The 17,049-nt window shown below is 46.1% G+C and carries 16 protein-coding genes; 2 read left to right on the top strand and 14 right to left on the bottom strand.

Features of this window, described 5'->3' with window-relative positions; all coding sequences use genetic code 11:
* Nucleotides 1-110 precede the first annotated feature (110 nt).
* Genes M1L52_RS07875 through M1L52_RS07855 form a run of 5 tightly spaced genes read right to left on the bottom strand, consistent with a single transcriptional unit; the run spans nucleotide 111 to nucleotide 5,825 of the window.
* Nucleotides 111-3,053 carry a two-component regulator propeller domain-containing protein gene (locus tag M1L52_RS07875; protein ID WP_248614377.1) on the bottom strand — a complete coding sequence of 981 codons (2,943 nt, stop codon included), beginning with the start codon at nucleotides 3,051-3,053 and terminating at the stop codon, nucleotides 111-113.
* A 36-nt stretch (nucleotides 3,054-3,089) separates the two neighbouring features.
* A complete protein-coding gene (locus M1L52_RS07870; RefSeq protein WP_248614376.1) occupies nucleotides 3,090-3,635 on the bottom strand; it encodes a 2-oxoacid:acceptor oxidoreductase family protein in 546 nt (181 codons plus the stop codon).
* 32 nt (nucleotides 3,636-3,667) lie between these two features.
* On the bottom strand, nucleotides 3,668-4,438 hold the full coding sequence (locus tag M1L52_RS07865) for a thiamine pyrophosphate-dependent enzyme (protein ID WP_248614375.1): 771 nt from the start codon (nucleotides 4,436-4,438) through the stop codon (nucleotides 3,668-3,670).
* A 42-nt stretch (nucleotides 4,439-4,480) separates the two neighbouring features.
* Nucleotides 4,481-5,596: a 3-methyl-2-oxobutanoate dehydrogenase subunit VorB gene (locus M1L52_RS07860; RefSeq protein ID WP_248614374.1), complete on the bottom strand. Its 1,116-nt coding sequence runs from the start codon at nucleotides 5,594-5,596 to the stop codon at nucleotides 4,481-4,483.
* 1 nt (nucleotide 5,597) lies between these two features.
* Complete coding sequence (locus M1L52_RS07855; RefSeq protein ID WP_248614373.1) at nucleotides 5,598-5,825, bottom strand: ferredoxin family protein; 228 nt, start codon at nucleotides 5,823-5,825, stop codon at nucleotides 5,598-5,600.
* Between the two features lie 248 nt (nucleotides 5,826-6,073).
* Between M1L52_RS07855 and M1L52_RS07850 the strand changes: the two genes are divergently transcribed.
* Together M1L52_RS07850 and M1L52_RS07845 are read left to right on the top strand one after the other, a co-directional pair.
* Nucleotides 6,074-6,655 (top strand): helix-turn-helix domain-containing protein, encoded by a 582-nt coding sequence (locus tag M1L52_RS07850; RefSeq protein ID WP_248614372.1) that lies wholly within the window; start codon nucleotides 6,074-6,076, stop codon nucleotides 6,653-6,655.
* A gap of 54 nt (nucleotides 6,656-6,709) precedes the next feature.
* Nucleotides 6,710-8,431 (top strand): AMP-binding protein, encoded by a 1,722-nt coding sequence (locus tag M1L52_RS07845; protein ID WP_248614371.1) that lies wholly within the window; start codon nucleotides 6,710-6,712, stop codon nucleotides 8,429-8,431.
* Nucleotides 8,432-8,490: 59 nt separating this feature from the next.
* Here the strand turns inward: M1L52_RS07845 and M1L52_RS07840 are convergent, their stop codons facing one another.
* From M1L52_RS07840 to M1L52_RS07795, 9 genes are all read right to left on the bottom strand, one after another.
* Entirely contained in the window at nucleotides 8,491-8,670 is a 180-nt protein-coding gene (locus M1L52_RS07840) for a tetratricopeptide repeat protein (protein WP_248614370.1), read from the bottom strand.
* Nucleotides 8,671-8,704: 34 nt separating this feature from the next.
* Nucleotides 8,705-9,583 (bottom strand): bifunctional methylenetetrahydrofolate dehydrogenase/methenyltetrahydrofolate cyclohydrolase FolD, encoded by an 879-nt coding sequence (folD, locus tag M1L52_RS07835; protein WP_248614369.1) that lies wholly within the window; start codon nucleotides 9,581-9,583, stop codon nucleotides 8,705-8,707.
* 8 nt (nucleotides 9,584-9,591) lie between these two features.
* Nucleotides 9,592-10,932 carry a signal recognition particle protein gene (ffh, locus tag M1L52_RS07830; protein ID WP_248614368.1) on the bottom strand — a complete coding sequence of 447 codons (1,341 nt, stop codon included), beginning with the start codon at nucleotides 10,930-10,932 and terminating at the stop codon, nucleotides 9,592-9,594.
* Nucleotides 10,933-11,018: 86 nt separating this feature from the next.
* The gene (locus tag M1L52_RS16540) at nucleotides 11,019-12,122 is read right to left on the bottom strand and encodes a 5-formyltetrahydrofolate cyclo-ligase (protein ID WP_410896770.1); all 1,104 of its coding nucleotides are present in this window, start codon (nucleotides 12,120-12,122) and stop codon (nucleotides 11,019-11,021) included.
* The gene (locus M1L52_RS07815) at nucleotides 12,082-12,849 is read right to left on the bottom strand and encodes a DnaJ domain-containing protein (protein WP_248614367.1); all 768 of its coding nucleotides are present in this window, start codon (nucleotides 12,847-12,849) and stop codon (nucleotides 12,082-12,084) included. The genes M1L52_RS16540 and M1L52_RS07815 overlap by 41 nt, the downstream gene beginning before the upstream one ends.
* A gap of 59 nt (nucleotides 12,850-12,908) precedes the next feature.
* Entirely contained in the window at nucleotides 12,909-13,832 is a 924-nt protein-coding gene (locus M1L52_RS07810) for a DMT family transporter (protein WP_248614366.1), read from the bottom strand.
* Nucleotides 13,833-13,856: 24 nt separating this feature from the next.
* Entirely contained in the window at nucleotides 13,857-14,651 is a 795-nt protein-coding gene (locus M1L52_RS07805; RefSeq protein WP_248614365.1) for a prephenate dehydrogenase, read from the bottom strand.
* Between the two features lie 46 nt (nucleotides 14,652-14,697).
* On the bottom strand, nucleotides 14,698-15,762 hold the full coding sequence (locus M1L52_RS07800) for a bifunctional 3-deoxy-7-phosphoheptulonate synthase/chorismate mutase type II (RefSeq protein WP_248614364.1): 1,065 nt from the start codon (nucleotides 15,760-15,762) through the stop codon (nucleotides 14,698-14,700).
* Between the two features lie 22 nt (nucleotides 15,763-15,784).
* On the bottom strand, nucleotides 15,785-16,948 hold the full coding sequence (locus tag M1L52_RS07795; protein WP_248614363.1) for a pyridoxal phosphate-dependent aminotransferase: 1,164 nt from the start codon (nucleotides 16,946-16,948) through the stop codon (nucleotides 15,785-15,787).
* Between the last annotated feature and the right edge of the window lie 101 nt (nucleotides 16,949-17,049).

Raw genomic sequence — 17,049 nt, 5'->3', positions numbered from 1 at the left:
TAACCGATACGTCCCCTATGAATTTGACTGCAAAGGTACGATTTAGTGAGCACAAAAACAAGAATTCTTTCTTTTTTTTTCGAACGCGAGTAGTTTCTTTTTTCGGGCTATTATGCCTTATGCATGTCTCTATACCTTGAAGGCATAACACCTGTGCGTGCCTTAAACTGACGGTTGAAAGCTGCCACATCTAAATAGCCACAGCCATAAGCGACGATGGCAATCTCGTCAGCTGTTGTCTCAAGCATAGTCATCGCCTTTTTGATTCTGTACTCAGACACATATTCCTTAGGAGACATGCCCGAACTGCGACGAAGTTGCAGCACGAACTTATCTTCAGGCATATCTGCAGCAACGACCATATCATCCACAGACAGCATGGGATCAGAGAAGTGCAGATTAAGATAGTCGTTAAGGAAAATAAGGAAATCGTCTGTCTCATCCAGCTGGCGCTGACGACGTGGTCCCTCACGTAGTACTCGCATTTTCTCTTCTTCTTCAAGAATCTTCTGACGCCAGAATAGTAACCATATGCCAAACGCCATGAACGCTGCCATGTAAAGCCATATAGCACTGGTTGAAAGGAGGAAGTAAGGAGGCACTTCCACTTCTATCTCGCGCATGTCAAACTTATCGGGTGACTCCAACAAGAATGCTTTCACCTTAAAGCGATAGCATCCAGTAGGCAGGTCGCCATAAGAAGCTATACGATTACGGTCGGCATTCTGCCATTCCTTGTCATATCCGTCAAGCATATACTGGTAGTGTACGCGATGCTGAAGTTGATAGTTTAGCGACGCAAAACGGAAGGCAAAGAATGAACTATGATTTGGCAAGACAACCTTCTTGCTTTCTGGCACGTAATAGTCAAACAAATCTGTCAGTCGTGGACTCTGTAGCTCATCATTAACGTAGAAATCTGTTATACGCAGCTTCAGAACGTTTCCCGTACTTGCCACCAGCTTTGAACGGTCAACGACATAGTAGCCATTCACAGTACCAAATAGCACATTGCCACTTGGCATGCACACGGCAGCACCCTCAGAACAGACCGTCTCATCAACGCCATCAAGACTGGAGAAAGTTGTAAATATGCGCTTGCTGGTATCGAAAGAGCAGAGCACATGATCTGTTGAGAACCACACGTTACCTCTGTCATCAAAAGTCATTCCACGTATCTCTTCATTAGGAAGTCCATCAGCAGAGCCAAAGTTTTCAAAAAGCCAGTAGCCCTTACTATCCTTTCCCAATGTATGAGCTATACCGCCACCATTAGTTCCTACCCACATATCACCCTGGCGATCGAGTGCAAGACATACAATGTCGTTTGACATCAATATCTTAGACGGCTCTTCTTCTGATGGCTTTACCTGTTCAATAGATATCTTATTGTTCTTGTAAGACATTATAAGTATGCCGTCGGTAGTACCTACCCAAATATTGCCGTCAGGTCCCTTTGCCACACAACGAACCTTTTTGTGAGAGTTGAAAGGATACCTGTGCATAACGTTTCCGCTATGGATAAAACGTGTTTTACCATCCTTTCCACGCGTCATGATATTTACACCGCCACCGTATGAAGCAATCCACATATTACCTTCACCATCCTCGACACAATTATATATATTATCATTAGCAATGGAATACTCATTGCTTCCGTGTCTATAGTTCTCAATAGTGAAATGGTCACATTGTGCATTTGGAGTAAACTTATAGAGTCCGTTACCCTTAGAGCAAAGCCAGTAATTGTCTTTACTGTCAACATAGATTCCATAGATACGCCCGAGTGGACTACCGTCGGAATTTTTGTTAACCATGATTGTCTCGCCATTGGCACGCTTAATATACAACTCACCTGCCTTGTTTGCGATGAGAAGGTTCTGACGATGTGAGTCAAAAGCCATGGCTCGTATCTCATTTGTCAGAGACGCTTCTTCATTGGGGTTTATCTGCAAGCGCTCAATAGTGTTTTTCTGGATCTCGAGTTTTTCCAATCCTCTACGGCTAGTAGACTCCCATATGACACCCTCACTAAGTTCCAGCCGTGCATTGACGGTGTTCGACAGATTCCAAGGGTTACTCGGGTCGTTATGAAAATATTCAACTTCGTCTTTTTCCCTATTGTAATAGCCGTATCCGCCTTTGTTCAAGCGAATCCATACCACGCCATTAACCTCATCGAACTCGCCACCCTGACCATCATAGTCTGGAACTGTCACACGCTGAGTGAATGTTTTCTCATCTGACGTATCCGGCAAAATACGATGCACGCCCTCACGATTATCTGAATACCAAACGACTCCGTGACTATCGACGAACAGTCCTGTTATACGCTGGTCTCCGATATGAAGGACTTTGGTATCCTGGCCATAGGAGAATGACATTATCTTACCCGATTCCGTACCAACGTATATGTTATATCCGTTTGAGTAAAGAATACAAATCTCTTCATCAAGGAACAAGCCCTTACGCTCAATGGTAAGGTTTGACATGTCCATTCGATGAACACCTTTGTCGGTTCCGAGCCATATATCGTTCTGATAGCCTTCTGCCATCGATGTCACCACAAGATTACCCGTAGTGATAAGCTGTGACTGTATTCCATTCTGCTCCATGCGCAACTTATACAGCCCCACCCCATCAACATTTACCAAAACATCACCAGAACTTGTAACCATCAGCGGATGACTGGTAAAAGCCTCCTCGCTGGTCATTATATTCTCAAAAGCATTGACAATCATGTCAGTAGAACGCTTTACGACGAAAACGCGCCCATCATACATGCGCATCCAGACGTTCTGCTGAGTGTCAATGACCATATCAAGAATACGGTTATGAAGTTTGGGTATTCTGCTTCCAGCACCGGTCTGATAGTTATAGAAGTTATAACCATCGAATCGCGAAAGACCATTCCATGTTGAAAGCCAAATGAAACCATAGTCATCCTGCTTTATCTTTGATATAGCATTGGATGCCAGGCCCTCATCTGTGGAGTAATGTGACAAAGAAGCCTGAAACTGCTGAGCTTCAGCAGTTTTCGGGCTTAAAATCATTAACAATATAACGGCTATCAGAGCCTTCATATCATATTACTTCACTTGTTCTATAATCTTTCCACCTTCCTCCAAAGCCTGCATGTTCAGAGGAATCATAGCATGGTGACGCTCAGGCAATGTCTTATACAATGCTTTTTCCACGCCGCCAAATCCCACCACCGGAGCAACCTTCAATAGTCCGCCCAGCACAATCATGTTGAAGACCTTTCCGTTCTTCATCTCCGCTGCCTTGTCCATGGCATCAATCTTATAGATTGTAATGTCACTGCGCGTGGGTGGATTAATTATGCCATAGCTGTCATAGATGAGTATTCCACCAGGTTTCAGCTTCGGCTCGAATTTCTCCAATGATGGCTGATTAAGCACAATGGCTATATCATATTTACTGAGTATAGGCGATGAAATGCGCTGGTCACTCACAATGACAGTCACATTGGCTGTACCTCCGCGCTGCTCAGGTCCATAGGCAGGCATCCATGTCACTTCCTTATCTTCCATCAGTCCTGAGTAGGCGAGAATCTTACCCATTGAGAGCACGCCCTGACCTCCAAATCCTGCGATGATTATTTCTTTTTTCATAACTATTCAGTTTTCGCTATTCACATTTCTCTTTAAAGTCCCGTAGTGTCTTTAAGGTCACCTTTAGGATAGAAGGGGAACATGTTTTCTTTCATCCACTCGTTTGCCTGTACAGGTGTCAGTTTCCAACCGCTGTTACATGTTGAAACGAACTCAACCAACGAAGAGCCTTTGCCCTCCATTGAAGCCTGAAAAGCTTTCTTCAGTGCTTTCTTTGCCTTGTTTATAGATGCAACAGACTCTACCGACTGACGTGTAACAAAGCATGTACCTTCAAGCTGTGCTGCAATATCAGCCATCTTCAGTGGATAACCATGAATCTGTGGGTCGCGACCATAAGGACATGTTGATGTCTTCTGACCAATCAGAGTAGTTGGTGCCATCTGTCCACCAGTCATGCCGTAGATTGCATTGTTAACAAAGATGATAACGATGTTTTCACCACGGTTCAGAGCATGAATAGTCTCACAAGTACCTATACAAGCAAGGTCGCCATCGCCCTGATAAGTAAACACCAGACGGTCAGGCCAGCAGCGCTTAATGCCAGTTGCAATAGCGGGAGCACGACCATGGGCAGCCTCCTGCCAGTCTATATCTATATAATTGTACGCGAAGACGGCGCAACCTACAGGACTAACGCCTATAGCCTTCTCCTCCATGCCCATTTCCTCTATAACTTCAGCTACAAGCTTATGCACCACGCCATGAGAGCAGCCAGGACAATAGTGCATATTTGTATCGTTAAGGAGCGTTGGCTTTTTATACACCAAGTTTTCCTGTGAAATAATATCTTTTGCTTCCATAATCTTATAATTAATAATGTGGAATTAGTAATTATAATTACATTACTTATTCATTAACTTTGAACGCAGTGCACCAACGATCTCCTCAGGCTCTGGGACTATTCCGCCTAAACGTCCGAACTGTTCTACAGGAACAGCGCCGTTGATTGCCAAGCGCACATCCTGAACCATCTGGCCTGCATTAATCTCTGCAACGAGCACGCCTTTCTTTCCTTTTGCCATAGCTGCTATCTCCTTTTCAGGGAAAGGCCACAATGTAATAGGACGGAAGAGGCCTACCTTCAGACCTTCTTCACGAGCAATCTCGATAGCTTTCTCAGCAATACGTGCAGCAGAGCCGAAAGCAACAATCAGATATTCGGCATCGTCACACTGCTGTGTTTCAAAGCGCACTTCATTATCCTTAATCTTGCGATATTTCTCCTGCAATGCCAAGTTACGTTTCTCCATCTCTTCTGGCTTCAGTTCAAGAGAGGTAATGACACGTCTTGTCTGGCCTTTCTTCTTACCAGTAGAAGCCCATGGGCACTGCTCAATAACTTCTTCGTCGGTACGACGTGGCTTAAACGGAGGAAGAACGACTTTCTCCATCATCTGGCCGATAACGCCATCAGAAAGAATCATTGCCGGGTTACGATATTTGAATGCAAGCTCAAAAGCCAAGTCAACGAAATCGGCCATTTCCTGAACAGAAGCTGGTGCCAACACAATGACATTATAGTCACCATTACCACCGCCACGTGTTGCCTGGAAATAGTCACCCTGTGAAGGCTGGATAGTGCCCAAGCCAGGGCCGCCACGCTGAACATTAACAAACACGCCAGGCAGTTCAGCTCCTGCCATATAGGTAATACCCTCCTGCATCAGAGCCACGCCAGGGCTTGACGAAGACGTCATAGCCTTCTTGCCAGCACCAGCAGCGCCATATACCATATATATAGATGCCAGCTCACTCTCAGCCTGAACGACCTGCATACCAGTCGTCTCCCAGGGCTTCAACTCAGCCAACGTCTCAATCACTTCACTCTGAGGGGTAATGGGATAGCCGAAATAGCCATCCACACCACAACGAATAGCAGCTCGGGCTATTGCCTCGTTACCCTTCATTAACACAACCTCTTGTTTCTCCTTGTTGTCGGAAATCTTTTGTTCTGCCATATTACTCAATCTTCTTACGATAAACTGTTATACACCCGTCTGGGCACACAATGCCGCATGACGCGCAACCGACACAACTCTCTTGATTCACAGCCTCAACATAAGGATAACCATGAACATTTACCTTCCCTGAAAGAGCTATAACGTCCTGAGGACATGCCTTGACGCAAAGAACACAGCCTTTACAGCGAGCGGTATCAATAACAATAGCGCCTTTTAATTTTGCCATAATATATTTAATTAAAGGAATGTCTTTTAAAAAAGCAAGGCAAAAGTAGTAATTTAATTCGAAACGCCAAAGGAATTAATGGAAAAAATGCTCTATTCAGTACACTTGTAAGAACAACAAACTATCAATATGTCAGTTTTTACACTCTTTTTTTGTTAATTTTCAAAAAACTCACCGTTTATTCTTCACAATTTAGTACTTTTGCCATCGTTTTTTAATCAGGAAACTTTTCATTAAATTTTACTTGTATGCACAACAACACAATCGTAGGACACAAGATCAAGGGATTCAGAGAATCAAAGGGTCTCTCAATTGAGGAAATTGCAGAGCGCAGCGGATTGTCAGTCGAACAAATCAACTCTATTGAGAACGACGAGAACCTACCTTCGTTAGGACCGTTAATCAAAGTTGCAAGAGCTTTAGGCGTACGGCTAGGCACTTTCCTTGACGACAGCGACGAACTTGGTCCCGTGGTGTGCAGAGCTGCTGACCGCGAAAAAGACAGCAGCATAAGCTTCAGCAATGGAGCCAACGATGCCCGCAAGCACATGGAATACCACCCATTGGCACAACAGAAAGCAGGCAGACATATGGAACCATTTGTTATTGACATCAACCCCGAAGATAGTCCTGAGTTTCAACTGTCTGCTCACGAAGGCGAGGAGTTCATCTATGTCATGCAGGGCGAAGTAGAGATTGTATATGGCAAGGACACCTACAATCTGAAAGAAGGCGACTCCATCTTCTACGATTCCATCGTGAATCATCACGTTCATGGCGCACCAGGCAAGAGTGCAAAGATTCTTGCAGTCGTTTATATTCCATTTTAACACCACTGTTATTACGTCATCACGTTATAACGTTATCACGAAAAAGAAGAAAGAATGGCAAGACTTGACATGGCAGGCAGACCACTGCCAGACAGAACATATCCCGCTGAAACAGGCAGTGCAGGCTACACACTTTCAGAACGCACGCTTGGTCAGTGGCTGGAGTATTGGGCTGAGACTACTCCCGACAAAGAGTATATAGTTTATTCTGACCGAGACCTACGTTTTACATGGTCAAAGTTCAACGAGCGCGTAGATAACCTTGCAAAGGGACTTATATCCATAGGTGTTAAGAAAGGTTCAAATGTAGGCATCTGGGCAACCAACGTGCCAGACTGGCTCACTTTCCTCTATGCCACCGCAAAGATCGGCGCAGTACTTGTAACAGTAAACACCAACTACAAACAGAACGAGTTGGAGTATCTCTGCAAGGACTCCGACATGGAAGTGCTCTGCATTACCGATGGCACATGGGACTGCAACTATGTTGACATGACCTATACCATGCTGCCAGAGCTGAAAACCTGCGAACGCGGCCATCTTAACAGCGAGCGTTTCCCATACCTGAAGAACGTTGTATATATCGGCATGGAGAAGTACCGCGGCATGTATAACACAGCCGAACTGCTACTCTTAGGACAGAACATCGAAGATGACACTCTGAACGAGATGAAGCGTAACGTCAACTGCCATGATGTATGTAACATGCAGTACACCAGTGGCACCACAGGATTCCCCAAGGGCGTCATGCTTACCCATTACGGCATTGCCAACGATGGTTACTTTACAGGAGAGAACATGGGCTTCACAGCCGACGACAAGCTCTGTGTCTGCGTACCATTGTTCCACTGTTTCGGTGTGGTGCTTGCAACAATGAACTGCCTTACTCATGGCTGTACCGAGGTGATGGTTGAGAAGTTCGACCCACTGGTAGTGCTAGCCTCCATACATAAAGAAAGGTGTACGGCAGTATATGGTGTGCCAACTATGTTCATAGCCGAGCTCAACCACCCAATGTTCGACATGTTCGACCTCAGCTGTCTGCGAACAGGCATCATGGCAGGAAGTCTCTGCCCTGTTGAACTGATGAGACAGGTGTCAGAGAAGATGTACATGACCATCACCAGCGTTTATGGACTCACCGAATCATCGCCTGGCATGACACAGACATGTCTTAACGATACTTTCGAGCAGCGTTGCACCACAGTAGGGCGCGACTTCCCATTTGTTGATGTAAAAGTGCTCGATCCAGAGACAGGCGAGGAGTGTCCTGTCGGTGTTCAGGGTGAGATGTGCTGCAAAGGCTTCAACGTTATGAAAGGCTACTATAAGAATCCTCAGGCTACAGCTGAAGTCATTGACAAGAACGGCTATCTGCACTCTGGCGACTTAGGTGTGAAAGATGAGCAGGGTTTCTACAAGATTACTGGTCGTATCAAGGATATGATTATCCGCGGTGGTGAGAACATCTATCCTCGTGAGATTGAGGAGTTCCTTTACCACATGCCAGGCATACGCGACGTACAGGTAGCAGCTGTGCCATCGAAGAAATATGGCGAGGCCGTTGGTGCCTTCATCATACTTGAAGAGGGAGCATCGATGACAGCCGAAGACGTTCAGCTCTTCTGCCGCGGCAAGATTGCTCGCTACAAGATTCCAAAGTATGTGTTCTTCATAAAGGAATTCCCGCTGACCGGCTCAGGAAAGATTCAGAAGTTCAAGCTAAAGGAGATGAGTCTGAAGCTTTGCGAAGAACAGGGGATTGAAGTGGTATAAATCTGCTGTCCAAGTGGCAGCACCACAATAAAGCAATAAAAAGAACAATGGCGTTCTATTCAAGGGTTATACATATCCTTGCAATAGAACGCCATTATTTCGTCAAGCATTTTCTTGGCTTCTGCAGCTGGACTATCGGGGTCAATTCGTGATGCTTCAGCATAGCAATTGATTGCCTCTGCGAAATTACCCTGTTTGCGGTATTCATTTCCTTTCTGGTACCACTCCTGAGCTGTCATCTTGTTTTACAAAGCCAAAGATATAAAGTTTAAACTACTTATAATACTCTTTCTTACCAGCAGCAAGAGTATTGAGCATCAGTGAGCAGATAGTCATAGGTCCTACCCCACCAGGTACAGGAGTGATAAACGAGCACTTAGGTGCAACCTCATCGAACTTCACGTCACCACAGAGGCGGAAACCGCTCTTGCGAGTAGAGTCAGGAACGCGTGTAGTGCCAACATCAACTAACACTGCACCATCCTTCACCATGTCGGCAGTAACAAATTCCGGACTACCGATTGCAGCTATTATGATGTCTGCCTGTCGGCATTCCTCTTTCAGTGTCTTTGAATGAGAGTGGCAAACGGTTACCGTGGCATCGCCATACTGCTTCTGCATCATGAGCTGTGCCATGGGCTTACCTACGATATTTGAGCGTCCAAGTACTACACACTTCTTTCCGGAAGTCTCAATGCCATAACGTTTCAGCAGCGTTACTATGCCAAGAGGTGTTGCAGAGATGAAACAAGGCAAACCTATAGCCATGCGTCCTACGTTAATGGGATGGAAGCCATCTACATCTTTGTGATAGTCAATAGCCTCAATTATCTTCTGTTCGTTGATATGCTTCGGAAGTGGCAACTGCACTATAAAGCCGTCAACGTCATCATCGCGATTCAATCGCGACACACAGGACAGGAGTTCTTCTTCCGTCACATCGTCTTCATAGCGAATCAGTGTTGACTTGAAGCCGCATGCTTCACAAGCGAGCACTTTATTCTTCACATAGGTTTCGCTACCGCCATCGTGTCCCACGAGAACTGCTGCCAGATGAGGTTGTTTTCCTCCTTCTGCCACAATCTTTTTCACCTCTTCGGCTATCTCTGCTTTTATAGCAGCTGCCGTTGCTTTTCCGTCAATCAGTTGCATATTATTATCTATTTTCTCATGTTCTTCATTGCGGCAGCCATCTGCATCATCTTGCCCTTATCCATGCCAGTGACCATCTTCATCATCTTACGAGTCTGATCGAACTGCTTCATCAGGCGGTTCACATCATCAAGCTTCGTGCCCGAGCCTTTTGCAATGCGCACGCGACGACTCTGATTGATAATGTCTGGATTGGCGCGCTCCTTTGGAGTCATTGACTGGATGATAGCCTCGATTGACTTGAAGGCATTGTCATCAATGTCAATATCTTTGATAGCCTTGCCTACACCGGGAATCATACCAGCCAATTCCTTGATGTTGCCCATCTTCTTTATCTGCTGGATCTGGTTCATAAAGTCATCGAAGTCGAACTTATTCTTGCGGATTTTCTTCTCCAGGCGCTTAGCTTCTTCCTCATCGAACTGCATCTGCGCGCGCTCTACGAGAGACACAACGTCGCCCATGCCAAGAATTCGGTCTGCCATACGTTCGGGATGGAACACGTCAATTGCCTCCATCTTCTCGCCAGTACCGACAAACATGATTGGCTTCGTAACGACAGTACGTATTGAGAGGGCTGCACCACCACGAGTATCACCATCGAGCTTGGTAAGTACCACGCCATCGAAGTCCAAACGGTCATTGAACTCCTTAGCCGTGTTAACAGCATCCTGACCAGTCATCGAGTCGACAACGAAGAGCGTCTCCTCAGGATTGATAGCTTTCTTCAGCGTCTCAATCTCCTGCATCATCTGTTCATCAACTGCCAAACGACCTGCAGTATCGACAATGACCACATTATAACCTTCCTGTTTTGCCTTGCGTATAGCGTTCTGTGCTATCTCGACAACATTCTTGTTGCCTTCCTCAGTATATACATCAACGCCTACGGTCTGGGCAACGACTTTCAACTGCTCTATAGCAGCAGGACGATAAACGTCACATGCCACAAGCAAAGGATTCTTGTGCTGACGATCCTTAAGCAATTTTGCCAGCTTACCAGTGAAGGTTGTCTTACCAGAACCTTGCAGACCAGACATAAGAATTATTGACGGGCGCTCCTCAAGTTTAAGCTCGGTAGCCTTGCCGCCCATAAGCTCTGTCAACTCATCGTGAACAATCTTCACCATCAGCTGACTTGGCTTGATTGCCGTGAGTACGTTCATACCCATGGCCTTCTGCTTCACAGTGTCAGTAAAGTTCTTGGCAACCTTATAGTTCACGTCGGCATCAAGCAGCGCACGACGAACGTCTTTCAGTGTTTCAGCAACGTTAATCTCGGTAATTTTACCCTCACCTTTCAGTATCTTGAACGACCGTTCAAGTCTTTCTGATAAATTTTCGAACATATTTACCTCTTATATTTTTATAAATTGGGTGCAAAGGTAATGAAAAACTATGAAAAAGCAAAGTATTTGATAAAATAATAGAGTTTTCAACCAATGACTTCGTCCATACACACATCGTGTTCCTCAATAGGCACCTCTGCAACGCGCTGGAATGGGAAACAAACGCCAATTTTATGAATACTTGGATGTGCCGAAAGGAAACGGTCGTAGTATCCGCGACCTCTTCCTAATCGGTGACCAGCTGCATCGAAAGCCATTCCAGGAACAAGGGCAACATCTATCTTATCATTATCCGTAAAGGCCTCGCCTACAGGCTCTTGAATATGGAAAGCGCCTTCAGTCAAATCGGCCGGTGAGCTGTAACGGCGTAGTTCCATGTTTTCATTATCGATGACTTTCGGCAACAAAACGGTACGACCTTCAGCAATGAAATAATTGATAAGCGGCTTTATGTCCACTTCATCAGGAAGAGGCCAATATGCCATCACTGTACGACAGTCCTTAACATGCTGTTGAAGTTTGTTTACCACATCTTCAGAGAATGCAGCCAACTGTGTCTGATGCTGACGCTTAGCCTGTCGCATCTGTTCACGAAGAAGTGGTTTTGTAGGAGCAGCATTACGAGCAGAGAACTCACATCCGCAGTATTGCTGATTATAGAAATTGTTTTCGCGAAGCAACTGATTGCGCCGTTCCTGAAGTCCTCCTTTTCTCCAGTTCTGGGCCCAAAACGATGTGTCAGGAACGGCCCGTTCAGCCACACGGCCTGCACGTTCTATCTGATCCAAGCTCTTCCAACGTGACGAAGCAAGTGTGGTTGCGAACCATTTTATCCCCAACTCTTTCGCTTTACGTGCTGCCTCAGTAAGTCGTAACGTAAAGCACTGTTCACAGCGCTGTCCACGCTCAGGTTCGCCTTCCAATCCACAGACACAATCAAGCCACTGCTTATGGTCATAGTCACCGTCAATCCAGCGGATTCCCAACGACATGGCATAGCGTTTACTCTCGTACTTACGGATATCGTATTCCTCACGAGGGAAGATATTTGGATTGTAATAGAAGATAGTTGGGCGCACGCCGTTAGCCAGCAGCCACTCTACGATGGCTGAGGAACAAGGTGCACAGCAAGCGTGGAGGAGCACCTCATTACAATCCTCTGGCTTTCCAAATACGTTCTTTTGCTGCATTTATTTCCTGGAATTTCTTTTCTGCTGCACGACGCACGTCATCTCCCAAGGCAGCCACACGGTCAGGATGATGTTCCAGCGCAAGACGACGATAGGCGCGACGTAGCTCGTCGTCAGTAGCATCTGGAGTAAGGCCGAGCACCTTATATGCCGACTCGAGGTCGTCTTTCTCAAGGTTAAGCATCATGTCAACCTCAGAATCTTGAAGCTGCATCCATCCTGCCATTTCCTTTAAGGCATAGACCTCCGTCTGATCAACGAAGCCGTCGGCCTGAGCAATAGCAACAAGGAAGTTCAGCAGTTGAAGACGCTCGCTATACTCCATGTTCATAGCAATCTGCAGACAAGCGTCCTGAATATTCTTGCGATACTGTTCCTCACCACGCTGACTCGAAGTCTCAAACAAGCGACGCAGGATATTATCACCTTGTTGGGCTGCCACATCACCGAAATTCACTCGTAGCCACTGACGCACCAGTTCCATTTCAGAATGCATGATACGTCCGTCGGCCTTTATTATATAGGAGGCGAGGAGCAACATTGACATAAGGAAACTATTGCGATTACCTTCAGCCGTATGTCCGCTCTCGCCAGAGAACAGGCGCGAAGAGCTGCGCTCATCATCGTCACTGCCTAATGACGAACCAATCAAGGCTCCAATAAGCCCTCCAAAGGGACCAAGAAGGATCCAACCAAGGAAGCCACCAATCCATGTAGAAGATTTCATATTTCCAATGCTGTTTCAGTTATTCTGCGCCAAAGTTACAACATTTTAGGCATTTACTGCTATCTTTTCTTCATTTTTTTATCCGCCAGGTACATGCCTACAAGAATAAGTATGGCTCCGAGGATGAAATAAAGCGTTATCTGCTCACTCAGTACAAGCCATGCAACGACGATTGTAGAGAGCGGATTAACATACACATAGTTAGTCGCAACAACAGCTCCGAGCTTATCCATAACCCACGTCCACACAAGATAGCACACGCACGATGCTACCACACCCAAGAACAGCAGATTTGTCAACACATTAGGCTGAATGAGAATACTCATATCGAAAGTGCCGCCCATGAACGTAGGCAGTTCGTCTGGCCTCCACCAGAAATATGGCAACATGGTTAAGAGGCCATAGAAGAACACCTTACGTGTTACGAACAATGCATCATAGTGTTTGTTGGCAGGTATAAGCAACAGCGAATACACGGCCCAACACAGGTTTGCCACCAATGCCAACGCATCACCAAGTGGCGACAGATGTAGCACGAAATGTCCATTTAGTATGACTGCCGTCACTCCACAGACAGCCATCAGCATGCCAGCCACCTGTCTAAGATTCATTCGCTGCGACTTATAGAACAGCCCTATGAGCAGTGCCGCAGCCAAAGGACAGCTACACACTATCAACGATACGTTTGTCGTAGTGGTATATTTCAGCGCTTCATTCTCAGAAAGGAAATAGAGTGAGCCACCTGTAATGCCAAGTCCCAAGAGAATCAGTCCATCAGTCCACGAACGAGGCTTTGTGCGACGTTTCTTCCTACGGAAAGCCATCTCAAAGGCCGTCAGCAACAAATAGGCTATAAAAAAGCGTAGCGTGAATATCTGCGCAGGCGTCAAACCGCTGAGCAACAGCAGCTTAGTAAACACAAAAGTGCTACCCCACACTGCAACAGTCAGGAATGCAACTATATGATAAAAAAAGCCTCTCACTTCTAACCTCTTACCTCTTACTTCTTACTTCTTAATCTCAATATCCCTACGCACATTATTGCGTATTTTCGTAAGATAGCCCTTCATGCCATCGGCATCTTTCTTGTCGATAATCTCAAGTAGTTCTTTCAGCTCACTACGTATCTGGCTCACCTGATCATGCGTATAAGGGTTGAAGAGTATCTCTTGAAGCAGGTAGTCATCCTCATTGAGAACGCCCTTGGCTATTCTCATGTGGCGCTTGAAGGTCGTACCTGGAGCATCCTGATGTTTCATCACGGCAGCAAACACGAATGTCGATACGAACGGGATACTAAGAGAATATGCCACAGTCTTATCGTGTTCCTCAAACGAATACTCGTAGATATTCAATCCAAGCTTCTGGTATAGGTCCTTGAAGAAGATACGTCCCATGTAGTCGCCCTCGCTGATAATGATTGCGTTCTCCTCTGACAGCTGGTTGAGATTAGCGAAAGTAGGGCCGAACATAGGGTGCGTAGAAACATAGCGCATTCCTGTTGACTCATAGAATTCCTTCAGGTCAGTCTTTACACTGGCAATATCGCTGATGATGCAATCTTTCGGCAGATAAGGAATCACCTCCTTAAACACACTTATCGTGTACTTCAGCGTCACAGCATTGATGAGCAGATCGGGTGCAAAAGCCTTTATTTCTTCGTAACTGGTAAAACGCTGACAGTTATATGTGAAGCGCATACGCTTCGCATCCTTCTCAAACACGGCAACCTCATGGTCAAAGCTAAGCAGGTCGATGAAAAAGCTTCCCATCTTGCCTGCGCCCATAACTAATATTCTCATATACTATCTTCCCCATCACCTCACTGTAAGTGTGGGGTTATTTCTTTTACTTATTAATAATTTCGATTTGCTGACGCACACTCTCCTCGTGGATGCTCTCAAACACACGAGCCACGAACTCCTGTCCCATGCCAAGAAGAGAACCCTGAACACCACGCTTCGACAATATCTCGTTGTAGCGATTTGCCTGCAGCACCGTCATGTTATGTTCCTTCTTGTATTGACCTATCTCACGGCACACACGCATGCGCTTCGACAACAGGTCCATAATCTGATTATCCAACTCGTCAATCTGCTTACGCAGAGTCTGTATGCCCTCAGTTGTTGTATGCTCGTCACGTATAACAAGCAGCGACAGTATGTAGTCAAGCACATCGGGTGTAACCTGCTGCGAAGCATCGCTCCAAGCCTTGTCTGGGTCGCAGTGGCTCTCCACTATCAAGCCGTCGAAGCCAAGGTCCATAGCCTGCTGACAGAGAGGAGCTATAAGCTCACGACGTCCTCCTATATGTGAGGGGTCACAGATTATTGGAAGCTCAGGAATACGACGGCGGAGCTCAATGGGAATCTGCCACATAGGCATGTTACGGTATATCTTCTTATCATATGAAGAGAAGCCGCGATGAATGGCACCCAGTCGCTTTACACCAGCCTGATTGATGCGCTCCAAAGCGCCTATCCACAGCTCAAGGTCTGGATTAACAGGGTTCTTCACGAACACTGGCACGTCAACGCCCTTCAACGAGTCGGCAATAGCCTGCATAGCAAATGGGTTTGCCGAGGTACGTGCACCAATCCAAAGAATATCAATACCATACTTCAGAGCCAGCTCCACATGTTCTGGAGTAGCAACTTCGGTAGATACGAGCATGCCAGTCTCCTTCTTCACGCGCTGCATCCATGGGAGTGCCATCTCGCCATTACCCTCAAAGCCGCCTGGCTTGGTACGTGGCTTCCACACTCCAGCACGGAAATTATGGCATCCGCGCATAGCAAGCTGCTGGGCAGTTTTCATAACCTGTTCTTCAGTCTCTGCAGAGCAAGGGCCTGCAATTACGAAAGGACGTTCGTTGTCACTTGGTAGATTCAGTGGTTGAAGTTCCAGTTCCATAATAATATTGTGTTTTCGTTCGTTATTTCGTTAATTTTTGAATTCTATGAAGTGCTTCTTCTATTTTTTCCTCCTTTGCACAGAGCGAAATGCGGATGTAGCGTTCACCATTTGAGCCGAAGATGAAGCCAGGTGTGATAAATACTCGAGCCTCGTGAAGCACATTCTCAGTCAGATCTTCCACGTTAGCCACGCTCTCGGGTATCTTTCCCCAGAGGAACATTCCAACTTGGCTCTTGTCGTACGTGCATCCCAGCACATCCATAATCTTCTCAGCCCACTTACGGCGACGAGCATATGTATTAATATTAAACTCGCGATGCCATGCCTCATCATTTCTGTAAGCCTCAGCAGCAGCAAGCTGGATGCCGCGGAATGTGCCGCTCTCAATGTTTGACTGCACTTTCAGAATCCACTGTATGAACTGAGCGTTAGTGGCACACAGTCCCACTCTCCAGCCTGGCATGTTATGGCTCTTAGACATAGAGTTCAGCTCAATACAGCACTCCTTTGCCCCAGGCACTTGAAGGATACTCAGATGTTCTTCACTAAGAATAAAACTATAAGGGTTATCGTTGACCACAACTATGTCATGATCCATAGCGAACTTCACCAGACGCTCGTAGGTCTCACGCTGTGCTCGCCCACCCGTCGGCATATTGGGATAGTTTGTCCACATGAGCTTCACTCCTGTGAGGTCCATATTCTCCAGTTCGTCAAAGTCTGGCTGCCATCCGTTGTCCTCGCGCAGATTGTAATTCACAATCTTTGCACCTAATATTTTCGAGAGCGACGTATAGGTAGGATAGCCAGGGTTTGGCACCAACACCGCGTCACCAGGATTAACAAAAGCAAGCGTAATATGCAGGATACCCTCCTTCGAACCTATCAGAGGCAGCACCTCAGTCTTGGCATCAAGGTCAACATCATACCAACGCTTATAGAAGCCTGTCATCGCCTCGCGCAGTTCAGCCGTACCCATTGTTGGCTGATATCCGTGAGCCGAAGGGTCACGAGCAACCTCACACAGTTTCTCAATAGTACTCTCTGATGGCGGCATGTCAGGACTTCCAATGGCAAGACTGATAACATTCTTACCCTCAGCATTCATCTGTGCCACCTCCTTCAGCTTCCTACTGAAGTAATATTCGCTTACTAAGTTTAATCTGTCAGCTCCTTGTATCATATCTTTTAATTCTTAGATGTCATAACTTCATTAAAAAACCCCTCTTCATCTCGTGAAGCGGGGTTTTATCATTTAGCTAATCCACATATGAATTATTATGC

The sequence above is a fragment of the Prevotella sp. E13-27 genome, assembly GCF_023217965.1.
Classification (GTDB): Bacteria; Bacteroidota; Bacteroidia; order Bacteroidales; family Bacteroidaceae; genus Prevotella.
The sequence above is the reverse complement of the archived record's forward strand: the minus strand, read 5'-3'. Positions and strand labels throughout refer to the sequence as shown.